We start from the raw sequence: 24,183 nt of genomic DNA, 5'->3' as shown, positions 1-24,183 counted from the left end.
ACCTTTTAGAATAAACCTACTGCTTTTCCATCTTCATTTACATCCATTTGAAGTGCTGCTGGCTGTTTTGGAAGACCTGGCATTGTTAACATTGTACCTGTTAACGCAACGATAAAGCCTGCACCGATAGATGGTTTTAACTCACGAATTGTAACGATAAAGTCAGATGGACGACCTAATTTTGTTGCATCGTCAGAAAGAGAGTATTGTGTTTTCGCCATACAAACTGGTAGATTACTCCAACCTTCTCCTTCATATTGAGCTAATTGCTTACGTGCTTTCGGAGCAAATTCAATATCTTTTGCGCCATATACTTTTTGAGCAATTGTACGAATTTTTTCTTCTAATGGTAATTCTAATTCATAAAGTGGTGCGTAGTTGTTTTCACCTTTTTCGATTTCTTTTAGTACTTTTTCAGCAAGGTCAACTCCGCCTTGGCCACCTTTCTCCCAAACTTCTGTTAAGGATACTGCATAGCCACGCTCATTACACCACTCTTGTAAGTATGTAACTTCTGCATCTGTATCTGTAATGAATTTATTAATTGCAATTACGAAAGGCACTCCAAAGCTTTGAATTGTTTCAACATGCTTCTGTAAGTTTTCCATACCTTTTGCTAATGCATCTACATTTTCTTCTTTTAATTGATCTTTTGCAACGCCGCCATGCATTTTAAGCGCACGAATCGTCGCAACAATAACAACTGCTTCTGGTTTAATGCCAGCTGCACGAGCTTTAATATCTAAAAACTTCTCAGCGCCTAAATCAGCACCGAATCCAGCCTCTGTAATAACATAATCACCTAATTTTGCTGCCATTGTTGTAGCGATAACACTGTTACAACCGTGAGCGATATTCGCAAATGGTCCGCCATGAATGATAGCTGGTGTATTTTCTAACGTTTGTACTAAGTTCGGCTTTAATGCGTCTTTTAATAATAGTGTTAACGCACCTTCTACACCTAAATCTTTAACCGTTACAGGTTGATTTGCAAAGTTATAAGCAACTACGATGCGAGATAGACGCGCTTTTAAGTCTTGAATATCTGTTGCAAGGCAGAATACGGCCATAATTTCAGATGCTACTGTAATGTCAAAACCGTCTTCACGTGGTACACCTTGTACAGGTCCACCAAGACCAATTACTACGTTACGAAGGGCACGATCATTTAAGTCAACACAGCGTTTCCAAACGATTTTACGCGTATCAATTCCAAGTGTGTTTCCTTGTTGGATATGATTATCAATAAACGCTGCTAATGCGTTATTGGCAGTTGTGATCGCATGGATATCTCCAGTAAAGTGAAGGTTAATGTCTTCCATTGGTACGACTTGTGAAAAACCGCCACCTGCTGCTCCGCCTTTTAATCCCATCGTTGGTCCAAGAGATGGTTCGCGAAGTGCAATTACTGTTTTCTTACCAATTTTGTTAAAAGCTTGACCTAAACCAACTGTTACTGTTGATTTACCTTCTCCAGCTGGAGTTGGGTTAATCGCTGTTACTAAAACAACTTTACCGTCTTCCTCATCTTGTAAGCGCTTAAAAATATCAAGAGATAACTTACCTTTATAATGTCCGTATGGCTCTAATTCATCTTCTAAAATATTTAAATCAGCTGCAATTTCTTGAATCTTCTTCATACTCGCTTCTTGTGCGATTTCAATATCGGATTTCACTGTTGTAGTAGTTGTCATATACCCTAGTCCCCCTTTAATTGGTTCTGATGATATTGTATCAGTTTTTTGTATTTTCTGCACTTATTTACCTCCTAAAAATTCTTTCATTTCTTTATACGTTTTTTAACATAAATACCCATAAGAATGTTAACGATTGTTGTAACTCTGTAGGTAGTTGACCTAACATCTTCTCATTTACTCCGCGCTTATATACGCCGATGCCATCTATAACTTTAAAACCTTGTTCTTTCGCTAACTGTTCAAATTCCCAAGGCATCATCGTATTACAAACAACGTCTTTTCCATACAAGCGAGGATAACTGTTCTCTCGTGGCTTTGCTGTCGGTCCTAAAATTGCAATACATGCATATCCATCTTTCTTTAACACACGCTTTATTTCATTTAACGCTCGTAATGGCTCTTCCGTCCATTCTAAAGAATTAATTGCCATAATTGATTCAAATTGCTCATTTTCAAATGGTAATGCAGAAAGATCGCCTTTTATAAAAGATAAATTCGGTCCTTCTCCGCGCTCCTTACCTTTTTGAATCATCACTTCCGATAAATCTACTCCCACTGCTTTATAGCCTGCGCTACTTAATTTATATGTACCGTACCCATCACCACAACCAACATCGAGCACTTGTGCTTCTTTCTTTACGTATTGTTCAAAAAACGGAATAATTGTACTTCTGCTACCACTGTCCCACATCTCTTGACTATTTTGATTCCAAAACTCTGCGCTACTATCCCATTTCTTTTCTGCTGATTCATGCCAATTAAATTTCGTCATACATTCCCCTACCTTCACGCTTTATCACTCATTTCATTCTACATCATTTTCCAAAATTCCTGTTTTATCTTCATAAGGAGATATACATGCTAATGAAGGAATCTTTATTCTCCAATTTTTGCTTTACTTGGGTTTAACTCATACTCATGTTCTTCTCTTTATGAAAGATACTATAGGTACACCCAATTGAAAGAGAGGGATGTACATGCGAAGAAAGAGAAATCATCATTTTAAAAGTGGTGAAAAAAACGAAGAGTATGCAGCTGAAATATCACCAGCTGGCATTCCAATTAGACATAAGCGTAAAGAAATTGCAAATGAGATAGAAGGTACAAATACCGGCACAATGGTAGGCTATGTCGCTTTATTTCTTTCGTTATTCTCCATTGCTTTTTATCCAGTTACGCTCGGCTCCCTAGCAATTTTAGTTGGCCTATTAGCTGTCAATTTCGGAGCAAGAACACTTGGATATACAGCCATTGGTTTTGGTAGTTTTTCTGTTTTATTTACTTTACTTTATCCGCTTGCTTTGTCAGCGTTTTAAAAAAACACACCAAGTTATGCTTGGTGTGTTCATTCATGATACAACATAATATGGCCGCATCCACAACAATGTTTCGCTGTAATTTCTTGAAAAACGGGATAATTTTCTTCATCTCGATGCTCAATAAATACTTTTTCAAATCGATACATGTTTGGTGCATATGCCCAATCTTGTTTCGTACGTGCATATAACGTTGAGGAAAAAAACTCCTCACCGCCACAAACAATACATGTGTTCTTCATCAATACCCCTCCTATGCTTGTCTTACTTCATCTATATGAACATAAGCATAAAAAAAAGACCTTCTATTACTAGAAAGTCTTCTCTGAAACAAAAAGAAATGTACCAAACATTCCTACTCCGCTATATTCTTTTGAAACACCAGCTTCTGTTTTAAATGTTTGCTTTACAGTCATAAAGAATACACCATTTCGTGCATCTGTACTTTCAAATTGTAGTTTTTCTTTTTTACCATCTACATTTTGCGTGCATTCAAAACTACTCTCATTACAATTCAACGCATACTTATCCTGTACATACACTTTAAAATCTGATTCTTTCGGACAAGTTATAAGTAATATTGCCACGAGAATAATACTTATAATACCCACAATTGTATAATATTTCTTCATTTGTACTCCTTTCAAATGACAAGAAAACTTGACTTCATACGCCAAGTTTTCTTAGTCAACAACCCATTGCCACTCTTGTTCTTTCTTATCAAAAATGAGCCAACCTGTTTCTGTTGCTTCCTCTTTCAATTCATCGATATTATCTAACACCTCATCCGTACTTTCATACGAACCAACTACATATACCGGAATTTCAAGACCTCTTCTTGACTCAATCTTCCCTGCTAAATCTATGTAAAGACCATCTTCCATTAGTGGAATAAGTCCCATAATCAATTCTTTTGAAATCGCTGGGAAAATTTTTGATTTTTGGAAGAAAGAAAAACGTTTCTTACCGAAAGCACCGAGTTTATACGGAATGACTTTACTTAACATTCCTACAAAATCAGCAATTCTACGATAATACACTTTGTTGTACCATCCGTCATCATGTGAAAAATAAACAAATCTATTTTTCAACAGCGGAAAGAATGTTCTTGCAAGTGGTTCTTTTTTGTGAGCCAAATATAATAATTCTGCAATTTCTTTCGGCTCTAATTCATCTAAATCGCTTGCATCATCAAAATCTACCCAACAAAATTCATCAAATTCATCAATCTCTGCTTGAATTAACTTATGTATATTTTCTTCCTCAACATATTCAAATAAAGTATGATAATGAAAATCCGTCCATTCAAAGTTGTGCTTCAAAAGCAACACTTGATGAAGCGGTGAAGGGATGTTACTCGCAAACTCTTTAAACGTAATTCCTGATGTAATAAAACAATGACCTCGACGATTACCATTAATATATATCATATTCTTTACTTGGTCAGATCCTCCAGACAAAGCACCTAGCCACCTTCGTTTTATATGTTTCAATTCTATAGCATATTTTAACATGAAAAATTTTAGAAACATAGAAAAAACTTCAAAAACTATTTACAATTTCATGTGTTTTATTACATAGTGATTACAAGAAAAAACGCCTGCTCATAAGCAGGCGTTTTTAAAGGATTTCATCAGGGTTTTGAGGATGATGATTTCCCTCTTTCTTTTCTTCTTTTTGGAACATCGATTGAATTTTATCAATTGTTTGTGGAGCTAATTCAATCATTTTTTCTGCTAAATGTGTCGCATTTTGTAGATGAAGAATATTTACTCCATCTTTATTCACCACAAGAAATGCTACTGGTGTAATAGAAACACCACCCGCGCTACCGCCACCAAATGCAGGGTTACCGTTCGCTCTTTGTCCATCATTCGTTTGGAAATCAGAACCTCCTGCTCCAAAACCGAACGCTACTTTAGAAACCGTTAACACTACACCACCGTCAGCCGTTTGAACAGGCTCTCCAACAATCGTATTTACATCGACCATTTCTTTTAAATTTTCCATTGCTGCTTTCATTAACCCTTGAATTGGATGATCCACCGTTCATAACCTCCTTTGTCATATCTTTCCTAGTTTTTCCGAAAGTTTGTGAACTAAACATAAAATTTTATATTGATTTCAAAAAACTTAAGTTGTAATATTTAGAAAAATAAAAAAAGAGGTCGATTCGTTATGATGCGAAAATTAACAAAGAAAGATCATGAACAAGTATTCGCTTATCTAAAAGAAGAAGCAGCCCTTAACTTGTTTATTATTGGAGATATTGAAGCTTTCGGTTATGACACAGATTTTCAAGAATTATGGGGAGTATTTAAAGAGAATGGAACATTAAAATCAATTCTACTCCGATTCCACGATTCATTTATACCCTATAGTAAAGAAGAATTTATTACCACTGATTATGAGGCACTTCTTTCCACATATAAGCCGCTTAAACTCTCTGGTAAGTCAACTATCGTAGAACAATTTGAAACTGCTTCAAATATACAACTAGGTACTAAAAATGAAATGTATTTTTGCGAATGTCTAAATGACAACAACTTACCTAGCACACCAATTCATGAAACAATTAAACTTGCTTCACTCGATGATATAGAACGAATTATGAAATTACGAAGTGACATCGCTGAATTTCCGACTACCAATGAATCAGAGAAAATATTAAGGCAGGCTATCGAAACAAATAAAGGACGCACATACTATATTGAAAAAGATGGCGTGATCATCGCATCCGCCTCTACTTCCGCTGAAAATTCATTATCTGCTATGGTAGGACAGGCGAGTTAATTCACCCGAGGCAGGACAAGCCTCACAAGGTCAAGCTGAATGGTTGTCTATGACAGAAACAATATTCTCACAAGAGACCACTTTCTAGGTTACTCACAAGTAGCCTATGGAGGTGGTCTTTTTGTGCGTACTCAAGGGGGAAACTAAATGGCACTACTTAGATTTATGATTAAGGATTACCTAGAGGATAAAGAACTCAGTGGGCTAGCTCCTAGGACAATACAGAGCTACGGAGATACACTCAATGAGTTTTCTCGCTGGCTCGTTGCTGAGAAGGAGATCATTAACATCGAGGATATTACTCCACAAGTTATAAAGGGCTACCTCCTCTACTGTTCCAAGGAGAGAGGAAACACAGTAGTTACTCGTAATGGTAAGCTCCAGCACTTGAAAACATTCTTTAGATACCTAGAGGATGAGGACATTATAGAGATCCGTAGCAATCCCACTAACAAGATTAAGCCTGCTAAGACGGATAAGACCATCAAGGTGTACTCCGATGAACAGATAAAGCAAATGCTTAGATACTACAGGAGGATGCGCTCTCGAGAAAACACGTTGTATAGCTACAGAGGTCATACCATAATAGTCGTCCTCGCGGGTACAGGCATAAGACTAGGCGAGCTGGTATCCATGAGGTGGGATTCCGTGGATTTACTCAATAAGACTATCACTATCTTCGGGAAGAATCGTAAGAGCCTGTCTACTCCGTTAACGGATAAGGTGGCTCGAGAGTTGTACGAGTGGAGATTATTCTGCGAGAAGTACTACATTAAGTTGCCTGCTCATGTGTTTAATGACCACAGAGGTAACCCACTTACAGTGAACGCTGTCAAGTTAATGTTCACCAGGTTGTCTTTACGCATGGGTTTCAAAACTACAGCTCACATGTTTAGACACACTTATGCGAGCAACTGTTTAAGAGCTGGCATGGATATATACACATTGAGTAAACTTATGCATCACTCCCAGATAAGAACTACTGAAGTTTACCTACATGCTTTCGGTAACTCGTTAGCTGAATCCAACGATAAGTATAACCCTCTCAATAGGTTCGACCTATAAGTAAACACAAAAGAGTCCTGCTCTAGTTTGGCGGCCAGACAGGACTCTTTCACAAAATAACTATGGAGCTATTTGCTTATATTGTACTACCCTAAGGTACACTCTGCAAGTAGCTCCTATTAAGGAGATTATTTACTATGAAGGAACTACGAAAATATCAATCTTTTAATTCGATTACTGAGATGGATAATTCTATTAGTGAATACCTGTCAGCGTACAAACTTAAAGAATCAGAGTACACAGTGTTATGGAAACTTGCTTGTTACTCATGCAAATTCATAGGAGTTAGCTACCTCAAAGTTGACTCTTTAGCTGATCTCACAGGTTACTCTAAGCGCACTATACAGCGTGCTCTCAAGGGTTTATCTGATTTAGGAATCATTACTCGCATCAACCAATTCAAGCCTGTTAAGGGTGGCTATAGCGCTTCAATAACAGTGATCAATCCCTATGAGAGTCACCTTGCTAAGTCACCTCGCAAGGAAGCTGCAGAGCCTACTCCTGAGTACATTGAGAAGCATCCTTCTCATACAGATACAATTACTTACAAAACTAAAAGCTCTAAAGATAATACATACGTAGACGATCTAGGTATAGATGACTTAATTTCCGCTGATGTTCCTACCGAGTTCGCTAGCTTGGCTATCTCCTACTTTGATGCAACTGAGGTGTACAAGCTATGGAGTCGTGTTCAATTAGCTGCTCGGAAGTATGCACCCGATTTAGTTAATACTGTAGAGGTAGCTATCTCAGGGTTACGAGCTAGCATTCTTGCTAGCAAAGCTAAACGTGTACGTGATTTCAATGGTTATTTCTATGGAGTTCTGGCTCAGAAGTTATCTACTGCCCAACGATCTCTTAAGTGTAAACTTTTCAACTTCCTTCAGTAGCATTACTGTAGGTAATAATCCCTCCTATCTAGTCGTTGTCCTATAGCTCTTTAACATAGGAGGTATCTCTATTTAGCTATGCCCGATTGATTACTAGGGTGGCATTACATCTGGTTCTTGTACGATTATCAAATTTAGGGATAGTCCTCGGTGGGTTGTGCCTAATGGTCTGGCAACTGATTAGGTATATGCTCGATTGAATGCCATATGATGTAAAATAACATCTCCATTTTCGAGCCACCTCATAAAACGAAGCTCCATTTTCCTTTGTATGAGCTTTTATTATCCAACTTATTACGTTTGCACCTAAACAAGTTATGTAACGTGTAATAAGCTCGTACGCACTCTAAATAACTTTACACTTATTCAAGCTTACTTTGGTAACCCAAAATAGGTAGCTAATATAATTGGTTGTAAGGATAAATTGTGAGTCAAAGAAATGGATTTAAAAAAACTTTCAGAAAAAAGTATTGACGGTTCTAGAACTTTTAATTAATATGTAATTAAGCCACTCAGGGAATGAGGTGAGCAAGGAAATTGGAAAGTAAGCAACAAAAGTTTTACGGTAAAGTCAAAGACTTTTATGAGCTGGAATCCATCGAGGACGCTAAGAGGTTTTATACAGCTTTTAATCAACTCAACAAGATTAACACAGTAGATAAAGCTAATAAGATCGATAAAATGTTAACTCGAATGTATGCTGGTAAGAAGTTAACCGACTAACCTAGAACTACACAAAACAAAATAGCCCCACTCGGTAGTTATACTTTGGCGAGTATACCGAACAAGGCTACGCAATTCAGTCGAACCTACAAGGCTCTTTCCTCCCTATAGTATCACGAGCAGGAATAGCTGTAAAGGTTCGACCTCACAGGAGGCGAATAAGTTGAAACCTAAAGAGTGGGTTACATCAACCTTGGTAGCTGGCGGCAGTATAAGCTTTCTTTACGCAGCCGGTTACATCGTTTCACTCATGATTGTACACCTGTAAGTATTACCTATCTCGTGTAAACAAATAAAAACTAAAGGGAGAGATTTTTTATGACAACAAATACTATTCAACCAACTAATTTAGATATTGCTATGGAGGAGATCGATACTTTAGTGTCCAACTTCCAAGACTCACTATCTCGTATCACTAATAAAGTTTGCAAAGTAGATACATTCCAACTAGACCTTACGTATGTAGTTATCTTACGAGCTGGCAAAATCTCTAAAACTCTTAGTTTTAATTTAAACGAATTAACTGAGGAGGAATACCAATGAAAAAACGAATGGTTGTTTTCCTGTCCAGTATTATCCTGCTGAGCGCCTGCAACAGTTCAACAATCTCCGAAGATGAGTATAACTCTCTAGAGGAAGGGATGACGCTCTCAGAGGTTGCAGATCTCGTGGGCGGTAACGGAAAGCGCACCAACTCTAATGGCTACACCGACGTAACTTATGATGGTGACGGTGAGGAAACTGGTGAGATTGACTTTGCAGTCATGGTATTCGAAAAGGGTAAACTAAGAGTGTGGGATCGAGTAGATAATAACTAAGGGGAATAAACTAAAACTCTAGGACACTCCCCTTCGAGCTGACTCTCATTGAGTCGGCTCTTTTGTTTTCTTCCTCACATATACCATTACGGTAATTGAAATTATAGTTTGTACACTCGTTGAAACCAATTAGATAACCCTTGGGCTTGATGTTTATCTAACACAAACCCCTTATCCATCCCCTTCAATTCAATTTCAATAGCGAGATAGTCGTCTCTCAAAGGACGAACTCTCAACGAATCTCCTCCAAGATCTAACACCTCAGCCATCTCTCCATCACTTAAGATTCTCACAAATTTACGAGATCTTCCACCCGAGAATACACAATGGACATAAAAAATGAGACAACCTAAAACGGCTATCTCGTTAGTATCCCTATCATAAATAGTATGGGGAGTAATAATGCTAAACTCTGCAAGCCAAACCATATAGAGCCAGCTAAAACTATATACGTTAGAGCTATAAACAAATACAATCTCCACCTGTGAGATCGATTCTCTAGGTCTAATTTACTTAGTCTTGACTTTTTCTGTGGTACATTCATTAGTTTTACCTTCCTTTTTGTCTGTTTGTAACCCTTTAGGCGACCTATGAGAGCGCCACCGCCACCTCTGCAGCTACAGCACTACAACGAGTACAGCATAGAAGTTACCCAAGCAACCAAGTACTACTCTCTAGCCAGATATCTCACCAAGTAGAGCTTGCTTGCCCCACTTAGTCAACTTGACTTCAACCACTGTAGCCATATTAATGACCTCCCTCTAGGATTACTAGTTCTTTGTTGGATTCAAAATACTTTCTTGATACCTTACGAGTACGAACGCTGTTGAGTGTTCCTCCTAGTGGCTCGATAGACTCCCTCACTAACCTCTCTGTGTTTCCTCTCAGTTGGACTGCAGCTAATACTGGGTTACCCTTCATAGCCACACACTGTTGAGTTTCCATATGTTCGCCGTTCTCAATAAAGTTAACATTCACTTGGTAGTAATTCATCGTCTAACACCCCTTTTCTGTAGGTTAAGGTCTCGCTTGCCTTCTCTGGAGAGTGCGTGTCTTTTGTATTCAATCTCGCTTACTTCTCTAGGAGTAACACTAATGAGATCGCACTGAGTAATAACGAATGCTTTCTCGTATGCTCGTTTGGTTGCCACTGAGTAGGCTTCCATCATCTCATTGATATCGTCCTCAGTTTGGAACATACGGCTATCTAGGAATCTCTCATTGTTTTGCTTGTAAGCTATGTCTATACAAAAGTAATTCATTGTCCATCTCTCCTTTTAATAACCAAGGAGACCGAAGTCTCCCTAGTATTTTCTAATTGATTGTTGTAAACCTGCGTAGTCCATTCCACTTAAGCCTTGCTCATAAGCTGTTCTTGCGACTCTCTGCTCCACAGTGCTTCTTAAAGCATCTCCGTCTACACCTACAGTGCCATTAACATTATGCTCGTGCTTGTGGGTAACTGTGATAGCCGTCTTCCCTCCGGTGAATGCCTCCAAACCTGTGCCTGCTAGAGCTACATTAGCCTCGTTAGCAACTCCTTTGAAGGCACCTCCTACAGCACGTTCCATCGATCTCACTTGTGTTAATGCAGCTTCGTACCAAGTAGGGAAGAATGCTTCACCTGACTTGTCTAGGTCACTAAGTGGCCCTTTCTTTGCTGGTGAGAACGGTAAGTAAGCACGAATGTTTTTCATACCTCTAGAGACAGCATTAGCAGCATCCCAGAAACCTGATGTGATACCATTTACGAACTCACTAAGTAACCCTTTCCCTGAGTTGTAGAAGTCTCTGAAGTATCCAGTGAACTTGTTTACCATCTTTCTAATTCCGTCTCCTGTGGCGCTAACAGCATCGTTGAATCCATCTCTCACAGAGTTCTTTAATGCTCTTAGCATATCTGAGCCAGCTTCTCCAAAGTTACTTACCTTGTCTTTAGCAGCTTGAACCATATCGTTAAACTTCTGCTTAGTGTCATTCAGCATTCCTTGTAATTTATCTACTGTCTTACTCTTTAGTTCTTCGTATTTCTCGACAACACCGTTCTTCAAGTTAGTTACTTTCTGCTTAGCATCATTAACAATACTGTTCCACTTGTTAGCGTTGTCTTGGAGGATACCTTGTATCTTGTCGACTGCCGCCTGTTTAAGCTCCTCGTATTTAGCGACTACTTTATCTTTCATCTCTTGAGCTTTCTGTTTAGCGTTATCTACAGTGTCATTCCATTTCTGCTTAGTCTCATTCCACCATTGTTTAACAGCCGCAATCATCTGATCGTGAGCATCACCAATAGCCTTAGTCATTCCGTTCCAAGCATCCTTAACCTTGTCCCAAAGCTCCTGAGCATATTTCTTAATCTCATCCCAGTTTTGATATAAGAGAACGCCAATAGCGATTACTGCTGCAATGGCTGCTACTACCCAGAACCAAGGAGAAGCTAACAGCGTCATACTCAACCGACCTAGCAACTTGATAGCGTCAAGTATCCACGAACCAAACAATTTACCTATCTCAATTACCTTATTGATAGCCTTTCCTGTATCATCAATCCATGTAGCTACACTAATAAGAATGCTGAATGTTTTAAACCCTGCCCAGAGAGCAGCTACTAGAGGGATTAACCAATTAGCATTATCTACTACGAACTGGATAGCATTGCTCACTAGACCTAAAGCAGTATCAAGAGCACCTGACTCCCTAGCCCATGTCATGAAGTCATTAGCGAGCTGGATAACCTGGATAGATACTGGCGCTAACGCTTGGATGATATCCCACAGAGTCAACACTAAGTTGCCTATGAATTGCATAATGACTGGCGTACTCGTCTTAACAAAGTTAACGAAGTCTTGGAAGGCTGTATTCGATTGTAATCCTGCTGCCCAGTTAGCGAACTTCTGAGTCAGATCTACCATGCCGTTCCCTAAGTCCATACCTAGTGGAGTGAATGCTATCATGATGTCACTGAACCCCTTGAGGATATTACCGGCAGACTTCATTACCATTTCGAACATCGGAACTGCGAAGGTATTCATATGCTCGAAGAACTTATCAGCTTTACCTTGAGTGATACCTTCGTTCATTTTGCCTATCATGTTGGAGAATGATTGTCCGACTCCTTGGAAAGAAGGGAACAGTTTAGTCATTGTCAACCGGAGGAAGTCTGTAGAGTTAGCTACGAGGTCTAATGTAGTCGGAGCCATTTTGTTTTCCATCTCTCGCCAAGCATCACTTAGTTGGTTAATGGCTATTACAGCTCTCTTCTCTTCCTCCGTGAGACTCTCCATGATGGCTTGCACCAGAGCCATCTGTTTGGCATAACCTTTGGTGTCACCTGCTATCAGGGCTGCGTTAGCCTTGAGTTGGGCTTCCTCTAATTGGTTTGCTGTCTCTACAGTTTTACTTATCGTAGTAAACGCTAGAGCACCAAACCCAGCTGCAGCTATACCGGCAGTACCAAACAAGGAAGCGATTGCTCCTAGTCCGCCTAGTAGAGCTGGAGTCATTGCGCTTGCTGCTATCGTGATACCGCCTATGATGGCTGCCATCTTCTTCGCTTCCGAAGAGGTTTGTCTAAACTGACTACTCGCTCTATCTTGAGCTTGAATTATAATATCAATTACACTCGCTATGATAATCACATCCTTATGTTTATGAGAACGACAAATAAGCCCACCTGCAAAGTAGGCTAGAGAGATCCGTCCTCACTAGTTCTTATTTTTCCATCCCATCAAACAAGCTATTGAATACATTTACGTTCGTAGAGTTAGATGAGTTCTCACGAGACTTCTTAAACTTACGAGACATACCTAAGTCATCAAGTAACTTGATAGCTCTATTCTCAAAGTCAACCATTGAGACTTTCTCGTTAACTGCATACTTCATAGACTTGCCATTCTTGCGCCAACTCTTAATTGTATTCATGAGAGCTAGGTCAAGCTTAGCAATGTCTAATGGATCTAAGTCGTCGTAGTTATTCTTGTACCACTCCATAGTGTCGCTATACCAGTCCTTTTCCTCCTCGGTTAATGTTGCTAAGAAGTCTTTCTGATACAACCCATGTATAGGCTGTCTCCCTTTAGCTAAGTTTTCTTTCATTTTGTTTTTTCCCTCCTCTGTAGTTGCTCCTGTGCTTTTACCTCCATGGAAACAGCAACGCAGATTCTTCTCATTAGAAGGAATACGAGTACACACTTCTCCGCTACCCTTAATAGCTCCGCATATAGACGACTCATTCTTGAGAAGCACCTTAACGAATGCCATCTCCTCAGAATCCTTTTTAAGATCTCCGTTAGCTAGACCTGATTTAATGTTGTCTATGTACTTTTGGAGATCCTTCCTTAATTTCTTTTTAGCCATATTATTTCTTCCTCTGGCCTAGACCTAGGCTAGCCATATACTTATCGTAATAAGCTCGGTCTTCCTTGCTCATCTCGATAGGCTTTTCTTTCTTGCCAATGCTGATTAGGTATTCATCGTATTCCTTTTGGAACTTAGCCTGTTCGTTAGCTTTCTTCTGTTCAGCAAATACTTTCTTGTCTTCCTCAAGTTGTTTGTTCATTCGGTCAATCTTTTCGTTAAACTCTTTGAATCGTCTCTCTAATTTCATTTGTGCAACCTTCTGTTGTGCGTTCATATTGTTTCCTCCTCGTCTGTTTAATCTGTATGAGAAAGCCACCTTCTGAGTAGTGACTGTTCATCTGTTGTGTAGCTTTCTAGTGGAGCCGATCTACCGAGTTAGCAACCTCCACCTGTGTTAACGGCTTCTGCGATTACTAACTCAGCATCCAACTCTAAGTTTTACTTATATAGAAACCTACCTCACTTAGATGCGAGATAAGTTAATTAACGTCTGTTCGGTTAACTCAATGTTATGTTTCTTGAAGACCGATAAGATAGCTTCTTCTAGCTCTCGAGAAATAGCTTCAGCTTGTTTATCTGCCTCAGCCGCATCCTCTTTATTCATATCAGCAATGAAATTCCAATCTTCACTACGAGGATCTAAGCTGTCTGTAGCGCCTACTCCATACTCAACCCCTAAGTCATATCCTTTCGCATCATAAACAGCAGCCAATCGTAGAGCATCCTCTAATTGGAATGCCATGTTGAATCGATTAGCTACTACCATGTTGCGTCTTTGCTCTACATTATACTTGCGAGATTTCTCTCCACGAGAGCGATACAATTCCTTAATCGCTTCTTGCTTCTTCGAGCTAACCTCTGCAAGTTTAGACTGTGTAGATTCGATCTCCCTAGTTAACACTTCTAGCTTAGCCTCACCTTTCTTCTTGTTAGCTAAAGCTACCTTGTCTGTCTCATCAATGATTAGGCTGGCTGAAATAATGTCTAGTGCGGCTGATACTTTGGAATGTCCTACTTGTGCTTCTTGGAGTTTTCCTTGTAGGTCATTCTCTTGAACTTGTAACTTTTCAACCTCTTTGTTTGCTTGCTCCTCTGTCTTTACCTTCGCGTTACCTGCTAATAAGTTTTTAAAAGTGTTCATCATTTGTCATCTTCTCCTTTTGGTTTAGGTTTGGGTTTAGTTTGTATTGAGTCAGCTAAGGGGTGGGTGAGCCTAGTGAAGCAATTGGGTAGGGGTTACTGCTCGATGATACCTAGTAGTTTAGCTATCTCTTTCTTTCCTGTCTCGCTGATAAGCAATTGTAGTCGTTTCTTTTCGAGTGCCTTGTAGTTAATCATTCCTTGTTCCCTCATGTAGTTGTACTGGGCAGTGTGCAAGTAGTCACCTTTCTTGCTCATGAAGACTATCTTCTTCTGTAGTAACATCTTGTTGAGCATCTGAGCGGATCTGATACCGAGTGCCTTAGCTGTATCTGTCACTGTAGCGTAGCCCTCAATAGACAACACTTTGTCGTGGTACTCGATAGCAGGAGCCTGTTCGATTAGTTGTCGCTCTACTTGCTTCAACTTCTCAGTCTTCCTCTGTAGTGTCTTCTGAGCTAAGATAAGCGCTCTAGCCATTAGATCCTCTTCTGACTCTTCCTCGTGCGTAACCATGTAGCCACCGTCTCTACGGATACTCGGTAGTACCTCTGATGTAATCCACTTTTTGAAGGCTTTCGCTTGAGGTTTACGGCTAGCTAAGATTAAGCTATAGAGTCCGCTCTCGTTGATTACATTAGCGTTACCTTGACGACCTAGATTGAAACTAGCCCGTTCGTCCTCATCTAGTCTTTTTAGTGCATCTGATGTGTTTTGTATTTCTAATACGTCACATACATCCTTAGCTACGAACCACACTTGGTTATCCTTCTCGGTAACTCTTAGTTCACCTAATCCATTGTCGAATACCTGTAAGTTATTTGTCATTTTCTCCAGCTCCCTTTTTGTTTTTTTACCTTTAGTCCTTGAGGTGGACTATTGAGGATATTATTTTAGAGGTTGTCTTTTAGTGTTCTTGCGGTATTCTTATGGAGGATAAATCTGATTAGTTAATCTTTCTATAATTAGAAGAAGAAAGGTGAACTTGTTTAGCTACTCTTTTGATGTCTTCCAGAGTCACCTTCTTAGCTTGTTTACTTACCAGGTCTGGATCTAGCACAATTACATCTAAAACCGTTCCGATCTCCATAGTGATTTCATTTTGTCTGAACTTCTTTAGAGTTGTGCTCACAAAGTTCCTTGAGTAGCCCAGCACCTCTACAATGTCTTTCCCCTTCCAGACTTCTAGTTTACTAGCGTCCTTCTCTGTAGGATTGCTACAAAGGATGTGCGTCTCCCAGTGCATATGAGAAAGTACATCCGATAAGAATCCTAACTCGTTGTGTGATAGCTTGCTAGCAACTTCTTGTAGGCGCTTTTTGAAGATTTTAACTACTGGAGTATTCTTCTCCATGTAACCACAACGGTAAAAACCTTCCGAGATGTTAACAAATACGTTCTTCCCTACTTGTTCCTTTGTGATAGCCCCTATGTTTTCTAACTCAGTTAGGATCTTAAAAGTTTGAACCCTCTTCTTACCGATCATGACAGATACATCCTCAACAGTTAGGCGTTCATTCTTTCCCTTGAATAACTTTCCTCCCTCGTTGATTTCCATCGCAGTTGTAAGTAGTAGTAGTACACCTTTTTGACCTTGTGTTAGTTGGCTTCTCAGTAGTTCGTAACCCTCAATATTCTGCATAGCAAAATGCCTCCCATCTCGTGCAATTGGCTTGTACTTCTTTCTAGCTTCCTTTTGAGCTGGGCTGATTAGATCGTAACCTGCTTCTAATAATTCCTCTTTAGCTTGTCCCAATGTATCCATTATTCTTCCTCCTCCAGTTTGCTTTTGCGTTCGTTGTATTGTTCCTCAGTTAGCTCTGTACAGGTAATGCTAACAAGCTGTGTCGAGTCTGTGTTGTATACGCCACTGTAGACCTTGCTAACTAGCGCTGCATGTTTGTCCAACTTTCCCTCTCCTACCTGAGATAGCTGATATCTCTTGAGTATCGTACTAGTTCCTGTAAACTTCATTCGGATAGTGTACTCTAGATATCTCTTCATCTAGCTACCTCCTTAGTGATTGACTTCAAGTGAATTTCCAGTTTTAAATCTCTTAGTTTTGACTCGTAAGCTAACTCGAGTAAACGGTACACCTGTTTGAATTGCATTGCTTCAATTTTCCTCTTCATTGGTCATCCTCTCCTTGGCTTTGTCTGTCTAGCTCCCCTTGGTACTATCGAGCTTTTATTATTTCGTTAATATCTTTAATGTTTAACGCTTGAGCGATTCGGCTGATACTACCTAAAGTAGCTGTCTGATTTCTCTTGATACGAGTCAGGTTAGGTCTTTCAATACCTGTCCGTCTGGATAAGTCGGCTAATGTGATTCGGTTCTTCTGTAGTAAACCTTCTAAGTCAACATAGTGTTTCATTTCTTTTCCTCCTCATAGGTTATTTTATATGTGGTGATTCTTTGTAGTTGTCTTGGTTATAATATTCCTCCAGATACCCTTTGAGTAAAAAGGGAGCCAGCTCGGTGACAAGCCGAACTAGCTATATACAACCGGAGAGTTGTTAATGAATAACGAGCAACGCTTTAGGTGTACAGTAAAGAGTTGTTCTTCGCAAGCCACTTCAAAGGGGAAGAAATGACTTCAGAGCAATAACTCTTTTAATTGCTTCATATATAGTAGTAATACCGTTACCAATATCTCATCTCAAAAGGTTAACTTGTATAGATCTCCCCTCTTTTATGCCCTCATACTATAATACTTAGCCTGTGCTTTTTTTACTTCTCTTAGGGGATCTATAGATATAGTAGATAAAAGTTGCTATTGTTTTCCCTCTCATATATAAAGTAGGTACAAGGTAGTCCTTTTCACTTCTACTAATATAGTAGAGTAGGCATGACCCACTTACTTTTCCTCTATAAACATAGTAAATACAAATTGCTACTCTCTTTTATTTCCTTCATATATATATAGTAATAAATGTGCAACTACCTCTTTTGTTTCCTTATATATGTAGTACTTAACCTGTGCTATTTTACCGTCTCATATATAGTAGCTGGAGCGGGACATTCTCTTTTATCGCCTACACTATATAGTAGCTGTACCGTATACCTCTTTTGTTTCCCTATAGATATAGTAGATTTACACCCCTCATCCTTTATTTCAATCTCATATATCAAGTAGGGGGTTTGTACTACTCTCCCTTAGTTAACTCCTACTATTGAATTACGTTTCAAAATAAGACACAAGATATACCTGTAGAGATCGCCAGCACTAGAGGACACCCTTGCAGGTTAAATACATACAGTTTGCTATCTCACAAAAGTAATCTCCAAAAAAGTATGCACATGAAAGTGAACATGTTAGTCCCTTTTTGCACATAAAAGTGAACATGTCATTTCGACACAATTCCTTGCGGCTCTAAGGACTAACCTTGTTCCAGGGTTAAACATCCTCTTATATCTTATAGGGGGCTTCCACCTCATATTGCTATTCGAATAGTTATTATTCTCTGGAGGCAAACTTTATAAGCTGACTCCATGGTATACACTTAATCAGCTGTCTCTACTAGTCCTTAACTTCTCAAAACATAAATACAAAACCTCTGAAGAATACCTATCGAGAGTACTATAGGAGTAATACACAATTAGTCCCAACTCATTAAAAAAAATAAAAAGACCTAATGAGATAGGTACTCTAGAGAATAACTTTAAAGGCTTGTCTATCTCGGTAACGAGAAGAAGAAACGTTAAAGACTTACTCTAGAGATTTAACTAATTGGCTACCTCACTATAGTCCTTTTGTTTTTAAATATTTAAATACCTAAAACCTAGAGAAGGATAACTAATTAGAGTAACTAAAGAGTTATAATTATTGATTTACCAGTTAGCACTTCTCTTTAGGCTTCCTCAGTAGTCCTTTATTTTTTCTCAAGGAGTTACTCTGATTAGTTAACTATCAGATCTAAACTCATTAGTTTAATAGCAATAGCGCTCTAATGAGATGGAAAACTAATAGAGAACGATGTATAAGTAATCTTTTGGGATTATTTTAAAGGGAGATCGTTGATTTTCACTGTTAAAGCTGGTCTTGTAAGGGACTTATAGAGTACGTCTAATAAGTGATATTGATAGGACAACTATGAGAACGAATATAATAAACCAAGGGGGATGTTATATGGTTAAACACTTTGGATTAGGAGCATTATTTATAAGTATCAGCTTATTAGCTGCCTGCTCACAGGAAGAAGAAGTTGCGACGAAGGTACCATTTGAGGACTACAAGCCATCTCAGGGGTACATAAACGAGGGAGAGTTTGAAGCACTTGAAGATGATATGACTCGTGAGGAAGTAGCTCAGTTGATTGGCGGTGTAGGTGAACTCTACAAAGAGGAGGACTACATAGAAACTATAATTTACAAAGGGGAAGGAAATATAGATTTTGCTATGCTGCGATTTGAATATAGCAAGTTGGATTTGTGGAACAAACACGATAAAGAATAATTGCCTTATAGGGATTTACACATAAGGAGTTAGGCTAAGGAGGTCTACTCCTTTATTATTACTACGTTCTCATAGGCGTCTGCTCAGAAGGTCTTTATGTTTTTAACCTTTTAGAGTTGGATCTACTGAGGCGGAAAACTGTAGAAGGATAACTACCGGAAGCGAATGTTGAGTATGACTTTTAGTAAAACTGAGGAGACACCACGACCAGTAGTTATAATGGAGCTAAACCTAACTTTTTATTTAGAGCTAATAACTGGTAGCTTTATCAGTAGTAAATTAAACGATAACCCACACAATACTAGTCCATTTACATATGACTTGGTAATTGAGCTATAGAAATTTCCTTCTAAGGTTTGAGGTCTATCTCGTTTACTTTCAAACTCAGAGTTATCAAATGTATCACCTAGAGATGGCATATTTGTAACAACTGACCTGTTCACTTCTTTTGGAATATATCCTTGCTCAATAGCCCACTCCTTCATAGTATTGAATTGCTCTTTACTAGAGATCGTCCTATCAAAGAATTGCCTTAATCCTTCCGAGGTTAACACTGTAAGTTTGTACCCGCCAGATGACGGAATTTTATTCTTCTCTTCCTTGTCTACCTTAGTGAATAGGTCTGTCATGTTTCTATATCCAATAGCATCCATTAGAATATCTTTAGCAACGAACCACTTGAGACCGTCAACCTCGTAGGTACGAATACTTCCGAGTGGTGACTCAATGTTTGTGAACATATTTATCCCTCCTCTATAGTTATCATTGTAAGCCGTCTCTAGGTGACAAACAATAGTATTCGTATATTCTGAATATAGGTCATACCTAGGTAATACTGGTGAGGTAGCCTCGATGTCCCGACTCTAAATTTTATTTTTCTGGGGAGGCGGAAACTCTGTAGGCGTACTCGTGGATGGCAGGTCTGGGGAGGTGCTGTCTCAGGGGGCGATTTTCCTATATGATTTCTCCTACATAAGTTTAGGTGCGTACGTACGTACACCCCCGCGCTTCCTAAAAGATGGGGTACCCTTGGTAGGTGGTGGCTGATGAGACGGTGGCTACTGAGCTGGCTGTCTCATTGTACTGCTCCTTAGTCCACACACTGTAGGCACACACCATTAGACACACCTAGCAGGCTTATACTGAGCAGGCAAGGTACTAGTCATACAAACCCACACAAGCCTCCCTCTTAGTCACACTACAAAACAATGTATGCTGTCTCATGTGTAGCCTAGTAGGCATAGCACTGAGGCCATACACATAGGCTTACACTGGTGAGGTAGCGGCACTGTAGGTTATACACTGAGTAGGCAGGACTAACAGGTAGTGCTATATGTACCCAGCTCATAGGAACCTCTCTGTAGGCATATATCCTCTTTCACTTTCGGAGGTGCCTTACTTTCGGGGTGTGTACTTTCGGAGGGTGTGTCCAGTGAGGCGGTCAGTGCGTGAGCGTACTTTCATGGTGGTGTACTTTCGTGACAGTGGACTGTATAGGATAGTGCCTTACTTTCATTGGTTGATTCAAGAACAATAGGAGTTGGCATCTATTGAGGTTCGCCCTCTGTAGCTACACTGAGGAGGCAGGGCTAACAGTCTATCACTATATGTACCCAGCTCACAGGAGTCTACCTGATGGTGTATACTAGCGAGTTAAATAGCTCCACTCATATAGCTTCCGTCTCATACAGGGCAATCTGGAGCGTTTAACAAGTATGTCTGTATGAGTACCACTGTAAGTTGTAGTGGTGAAGTAAGCTAGGTGGATCTACCTTAAGAGTTCGGCTACCGTTACTATACGTTCAGCAAGGCTAAGAGCTCAGCCTAATTAGCTACCTCCATTAGCCCTCGTACTTTCATTCATTAATCAAAGGTCTATATGAGGACGAGGACTAAACAGTATACACTCTATGCCTGCCTCGCTAGACCTAACACACAGGCCATACACACAGCAGGTTTACTCATAGGTATACGCATAGCTAATAGTGGTACACACAGCAGCAAGGCTACACAAGGTGCACTCTGCAGGTAGGACGCATATCCACCTCAACAGTACACACTGTACAGCGTACCGTTCAAGGCGTCTAGGAGGCTCATACAGAGGCGCACCTATATAAAGTAGTCTGTTAGCATCACCTCTCTGTAGGTATGCACAGAGGCAGGCTCATGAGTTCACTCTGTAGAGTTCAGCTACCTCACTTTCATATAGTTGTAACCCAGATAGTTACTACCCATAAGGCTGATTATGTAAACTACAGGTACAGCTCTGTAGATATACTCTAGGGTATCTGCCTCCTTGGTACATCTACACTGATCGTACTTTCACTAGTCCTTTGAATAAATTACTGTATGAGGTAGCGGTCTCTACAGATATTCACCTAATGTATATCTACTCAGTCCTATTCACCATGAGGTGGCGCTAACCAGTATAACTGTAGGGTTGCTATCTCTGTGGGTTATGCACTTCCCTATGGGTTCCACCTTTGTAGTTGTACTCTTTGGGTAGTGGTGAGGAGGCATACTCTGGAGGGGTACTAGTAGGCTGACTCAAGGGTGATTACTTTCAGGTTCATATGACCTTATAGTTCCTAAATTGGATATCCCAACAGGTACCGCATCGAGGGGGAGGTTTTACCCAGAAAGATAATCCACTCTCCGTTTCTATCTCTTATATACCTATAATTATGTTGCTCTACCACGCCGTATATATAGTTCCTCCCTACCAGATTAATAGCAGGGATTCTTAATCAACGAGGTACAAACTCTATAGAAAAACACTGCTTGGATTTTAGCAGTGTCAGTTAATTGTTTTATAATCTTTAATAAAATCAATATATGTAATCAGTATATAAATCAGATTGTATAATCCGCTTATGAGATAACCCATGTTCTTCAACTAATTGTTTTACCTGTTCAAAAAATTCAGGAGAACTTTTTGGGGAAACATATATTTCATCAATTAATAGTTCTAAATCACAAGATATAAGATTTCCATTAGAGTGAGAAAACTTATAAGATTCTTCCTCTAACCTTTCCATTTTCCTTCTTCTTTTATAATATGGAATATATTTCTCATCAAAAACACAATGAAGCCAGTTTTCATCATATCTACTTGCTACAATCATGAATCTTAATTCATTCTCATGACTGAATGACTTCCTTTTAAAGAATAAAGTATCATAGATATTTCTACTTGTCATATCCTTGTTAAAATCTATATATTGTACTTTACCAGCGAACAATCTATACCTTAAGTCCCCTACACTATTAACCAAATTCCCATATTTTGTTTTTATAGCAACACCATCTTGAGAATTCAAATATAAATCCCACATTCCAGCAGATTCCTGATCATTCATATGCCAACATGAGATGCCAGCAAAATCTTGAATCTTTTTCATATACTCCCTAGGTAAAATAGGATCACCGTTAGTTCGATATCCCTCTATATCCCACATTGAATAACTTCCCTCTAACGGATCTACAAAAGCACTAGGTTTAGCGAAAAAGAGAGCATGTTGATTTAATAAGGATTTAAATTTAGAGATATCCATGTACCTCCAAATGATTGGGTTATTTTTTACTTTATATAGTTCATCGTAATAATCATAAACGCCTTCAAATTCCATTGCATGAAAAACAGCTTGACCTTTATACTCTAAATCCAAATTCCACACCCAATTTCTTTGATATAATTTTAAATAGCATTTTCGAATATTATACCAAATTTTACTTATTTTGAATAAATAAACTCATTTAATTTAAAACTAAAGTAAACCAATGTTTATATCATTCATCTCTCTAGCCTCGGTCTCATTATTAATTACGATGAAGTTAAAAGTAGATTTGGTAGCTTAACTAAAGAGTTTTTATCATTTACCAAGGCATTAACTCCATAGAAAAAACACTGCTTAGATTCAAACAGTGTTTAGTTAATACCTATTTATTTTCTTCCCCCTGAGCCGGAGCCTTTGGAGAAATACCATTAATCTTCAAAGCCAGATCAACAAGTGCGTCTTCTCTCTTATCCTCATTCTGAATCTTAGATAGTAAGAAGTTACTAAAGTAGAAATGATGAGTGTTTACAAATCGATTATGAAACTCCGTTAAGGCTTTTACTGCCTCAGAATGCATTTTTAAGTAAATTACAGCAATAAAGTTAGATAGTATTGCTCCTACAGCTCCTACTGAAGCTACAATTATTTTATTTTCTAGCTCATTAGAGAGATTAGCAATTAAGAAGTACAAAGTTATCCCAATTATTGCAAATCCAATAACTATACATGCTATACCAACTAAAAATATCCATGAACTTTGCTTAAGATTCTCATCATAATATCTTTTTAATTCAAGATGATGATGTTTAAAGAGTTTTTCGGATCTTTCCTCTAATGAAGAATCAGAGATAGCTAATAAATCTAATTCATTTTCTAACTCTAGTAATTCAGTCATGTAATCAGTTGATGGTCTTAGAATAGGAAATGCTAAAAATACCATTCCATAAATAACACTAATAAAAGAATATAATGGGATAAAAGAACGGGACCCATATGGAAAAATATTTTCTGGGAACATATATAAAGCTACCGGAATAACTACAATACAAACAAAAGCAACGAACATAGCCAATCTACCCGTTCGCTTTCTTTTGTTCATTTGCCACTTTAACCTATCCTTTTTTTCTTGAATAATTGATTTGCGATCCATTTCATATATCACTGTCATAGTTACACCCCCTTACATCAATAAATCTACCTATAACACTATAACATAAACAACCTCAATAAACTATATTTTCCATACCTTCATGATTTGCAAAAACACTCCCCGAACCTACCTAGATCACTGATTAGCATTAAATTCGAGAACCCTAACTCAAGGGCTTTATTGTTGGTTATTCACAAACAAGCTAGGTAAATCTATTAG

Annotated in this window: 26 protein-coding genes and 1 pseudogene; 9 read left to right on the top strand and 18 right to left on the bottom strand. The window is 38.8% G+C overall.

Annotation, left to right across the window (positions count from 1 at the left end):
* Positions 1-5 precede the first annotated feature (5 nt).
* A complete protein-coding gene (locus tag DN404_RS19485) occupies positions 6-1,694 on the bottom strand; it encodes a formate--tetrahydrofolate ligase (RefSeq protein ID WP_013141915.1) in 1,689 nt (562 codons plus the stop codon).
* A 94-nt stretch (positions 1,695-1,788) separates the two neighbouring features.
* Positions 1,789-2,469: a class I SAM-dependent methyltransferase gene (locus DN404_RS19480; RefSeq protein ID WP_000160049.1), complete on the bottom strand. Its 681-nt coding sequence runs from the start codon at positions 2,467-2,469 to the stop codon at positions 1,789-1,791.
* A 205-nt stretch (positions 2,470-2,674) separates the two neighbouring features.
* Between DN404_RS19480 and DN404_RS19475 the strand changes: the two genes are divergently transcribed.
* The gene (locus tag DN404_RS19475; protein WP_001253202.1) at positions 2,675-3,013 is read left to right on the top strand and encodes a hypothetical protein; all 339 of its coding nucleotides are present in this window, start codon (positions 2,675-2,677) and stop codon (positions 3,011-3,013) included.
* A gap of 29 nt (positions 3,014-3,042) precedes the next feature.
* On the opposite strand, the gene DN404_RS19470 is transcribed toward DN404_RS19475, so the two are convergent.
* From DN404_RS19470 to ytfJ, 4 genes are all read right to left on the bottom strand, one after another.
* Positions 3,043-3,255, bottom strand: a complete 213-nt coding sequence (locus DN404_RS19470; RefSeq protein ID WP_000798747.1) for a hypothetical protein — start codon at positions 3,253-3,255, stop codon at positions 3,043-3,045.
* A 69-nt stretch (positions 3,256-3,324) separates the two neighbouring features.
* Positions 3,325-3,645, bottom strand: a complete 321-nt coding sequence (locus tag DN404_RS19465) for a hypothetical protein (protein WP_000761174.1) — start codon at positions 3,643-3,645, stop codon at positions 3,325-3,327.
* A 51-nt stretch (positions 3,646-3,696) separates the two neighbouring features.
* Positions 3,697-4,473: an oxalate:formate antiporter gene (locus DN404_RS19460; protein ID WP_000014087.1), complete on the bottom strand. Its 777-nt coding sequence runs from the start codon at positions 4,471-4,473 to the stop codon at positions 3,697-3,699.
* 160 nt (positions 4,474-4,633) lie between these two features.
* A complete protein-coding gene (gene ytfJ / locus DN404_RS19455; protein WP_000349991.1) occupies positions 4,634-5,059 on the bottom strand; it encodes a GerW family sporulation protein in 426 nt (141 codons plus the stop codon).
* Between the two features lie 132 nt (positions 5,060-5,191).
* Here ytfJ and DN404_RS19450 point away from each other — a divergent pair.
* From DN404_RS19450 to DN404_RS19425, 6 genes and pseudogenes are all read left to right on the top strand, one after another.
* A pseudogene (locus tag DN404_RS19450) lies at positions 5,192-5,791 on the top strand (GNAT family N-acetyltransferase); the annotation flags it as partial.
* Positions 5,792-5,953: 162 nt separating this feature from the next.
* The gene (locus DN404_RS19445) at positions 5,954-6,871 is read left to right on the top strand and encodes a tyrosine-type recombinase/integrase (RefSeq protein ID WP_149215357.1); all 918 of its coding nucleotides are present in this window, start codon (positions 5,954-5,956) and stop codon (positions 6,869-6,871) included.
* Between the two features lie 137 nt (positions 6,872-7,008).
* Complete coding sequence (locus DN404_RS19440) at positions 7,009-7,761, top strand: helix-turn-helix domain-containing protein (RefSeq protein ID WP_149215356.1); 753 nt, start codon at positions 7,009-7,011, stop codon at positions 7,759-7,761.
* Positions 7,762-8,298: 537 nt separating this feature from the next.
* Positions 8,299-8,484, top strand: a complete 186-nt coding sequence (locus DN404_RS19435) for a hypothetical protein (protein ID WP_000444252.1) — start codon at positions 8,299-8,301, stop codon at positions 8,482-8,484.
* A 318-nt stretch (positions 8,485-8,802) separates the two neighbouring features.
* Positions 8,803-9,027 carry a hypothetical protein gene (locus DN404_RS19430; RefSeq protein ID WP_149215355.1) on the top strand — a complete coding sequence of 75 codons (225 nt, stop codon included), beginning with the start codon at positions 8,803-8,805 and terminating at the stop codon, positions 9,025-9,027.
* Complete coding sequence (locus DN404_RS19425) at positions 9,024-9,302, top strand: hypothetical protein (protein WP_088338965.1); 279 nt, start codon at positions 9,024-9,026, stop codon at positions 9,300-9,302. Before DN404_RS19430 ends, DN404_RS19425 begins: the two co-directional genes overlap by 4 nt.
* 101 nt (positions 9,303-9,403) lie before the next feature.
* Here the strand turns inward: DN404_RS19425 and DN404_RS31020 are convergent, their stop codons facing one another.
* Both DN404_RS31020 and DN404_RS19410 read right to left on the bottom strand, forming a co-directional pair.
* Complete coding sequence (locus tag DN404_RS31020; RefSeq protein ID WP_255445223.1) at positions 9,404-9,538, bottom strand: hypothetical protein; 135 nt, start codon at positions 9,536-9,538, stop codon at positions 9,404-9,406.
* Between the two features lie 1,068 nt (positions 9,539-10,606).
* Complete coding sequence (locus tag DN404_RS19410; protein WP_255445222.1) at positions 10,607-12,607, bottom strand: phage tail protein; 2,001 nt, start codon at positions 12,605-12,607, stop codon at positions 10,607-10,609.
* A 49-nt stretch (positions 12,608-12,656) separates the two neighbouring features.
* Between DN404_RS19410 and DN404_RS31015 the strand changes: the two genes are divergently transcribed.
* The gene (locus DN404_RS31015) at positions 12,657-12,881 is read left to right on the top strand and encodes a hypothetical protein (protein ID WP_255445221.1); all 225 of its coding nucleotides are present in this window, start codon (positions 12,657-12,659) and stop codon (positions 12,879-12,881) included.
* Positions 12,882-13,013: 132 nt separating this feature from the next.
* On the opposite strand, the gene DN404_RS19405 is transcribed toward DN404_RS31015, so the two are convergent.
* The 7 genes from DN404_RS19405 to DN404_RS19375 form a co-directional block, all read right to left on the bottom strand.
* On the bottom strand, positions 13,014-13,658 hold the full coding sequence (locus DN404_RS19405; RefSeq protein WP_098317748.1) for an HGGxSTG domain-containing protein: 645 nt from the start codon (positions 13,656-13,658) through the stop codon (positions 13,014-13,016).
* 1 nt (position 13,659) lies between these two features.
* Complete coding sequence (locus DN404_RS19400; protein ID WP_149215351.1) at positions 13,660-13,935, bottom strand: hypothetical protein; 276 nt, start codon at positions 13,933-13,935, stop codon at positions 13,660-13,662.
* A gap of 189 nt (positions 13,936-14,124) precedes the next feature.
* Positions 14,125-14,805, bottom strand: coding sequence for a hypothetical protein (locus tag DN404_RS19395; protein ID WP_149215350.1), 681 nt, complete (start codon positions 14,803-14,805; stop codon positions 14,125-14,127).
* Between the two features lie 92 nt (positions 14,806-14,897).
* Positions 14,898-15,629 carry a BRO family protein gene (locus tag DN404_RS19390; protein ID WP_098202759.1) on the bottom strand — a complete coding sequence of 244 codons (732 nt, stop codon included), beginning with the start codon at positions 15,627-15,629 and terminating at the stop codon, positions 14,898-14,900.
* 118 nt (positions 15,630-15,747) lie between these two features.
* Positions 15,748-16,566 carry a MarR family transcriptional regulator gene (locus DN404_RS19385; protein ID WP_149215349.1) on the bottom strand — a complete coding sequence of 273 codons (819 nt, stop codon included), beginning with the start codon at positions 16,564-16,566 and terminating at the stop codon, positions 15,748-15,750.
* A complete protein-coding gene (locus DN404_RS19380; RefSeq protein ID WP_098425529.1) occupies positions 16,566-16,805 on the bottom strand; it encodes a hypothetical protein in 240 nt (79 codons plus the stop codon). The genes DN404_RS19385 and DN404_RS19380 overlap by 1 nt, the downstream gene beginning before the upstream one ends.
* A 172-nt stretch (positions 16,806-16,977) precedes the next feature.
* Positions 16,978-17,175, bottom strand: a complete 198-nt coding sequence (locus tag DN404_RS19375; protein WP_149215348.1) for a helix-turn-helix domain-containing protein — start codon at positions 17,173-17,175, stop codon at positions 16,978-16,980.
* Between the two features lie 1,755 nt (positions 17,176-18,930).
* Here DN404_RS19375 and DN404_RS19370 point away from each other — a divergent pair.
* The gene (locus DN404_RS19370; protein WP_255445220.1) at positions 18,931-19,257 is read left to right on the top strand and encodes a hypothetical protein; all 327 of its coding nucleotides are present in this window, start codon (positions 18,931-18,933) and stop codon (positions 19,255-19,257) included.
* Positions 19,258-19,496: 239 nt separating this feature from the next.
* On the opposite strand, the gene DN404_RS19365 is transcribed toward DN404_RS19370, so the two are convergent.
* The 3 genes from DN404_RS19365 to DN404_RS19355 form a co-directional block, all read right to left on the bottom strand.
* Complete coding sequence (locus DN404_RS19365; protein ID WP_088081173.1) at positions 19,497-19,997, bottom strand: BRO family protein; 501 nt, start codon at positions 19,995-19,997, stop codon at positions 19,497-19,499.
* Positions 19,998-22,085: 2,088 nt separating this feature from the next.
* Positions 22,086-22,934 carry a DUF2971 domain-containing protein gene (locus tag DN404_RS19360; RefSeq protein WP_255445219.1) on the bottom strand — a complete coding sequence of 283 codons (849 nt, stop codon included), beginning with the start codon at positions 22,932-22,934 and terminating at the stop codon, positions 22,086-22,088.
* 262 nt (positions 22,935-23,196) lie between these two features.
* Positions 23,197-23,982, bottom strand: coding sequence for a TRADD-N-associated membrane domain-containing protein (locus DN404_RS19355; RefSeq protein WP_247610933.1), 786 nt, complete (start codon positions 23,980-23,982; stop codon positions 23,197-23,199).
* Between the last annotated feature and the right edge of the window lie 201 nt (positions 23,983-24,183).

This window comes from Bacillus sp. TE8-1, from assembly GCF_008368855.1.
In the GTDB taxonomy this organism is placed as follows: domain Bacteria; phylum Bacillota; class Bacilli; order Bacillales; family Bacillaceae_G; genus Bacillus_A; species Bacillus_A cereus.
This window is presented reverse-complemented; position numbering and strand designations above follow the sequence as displayed.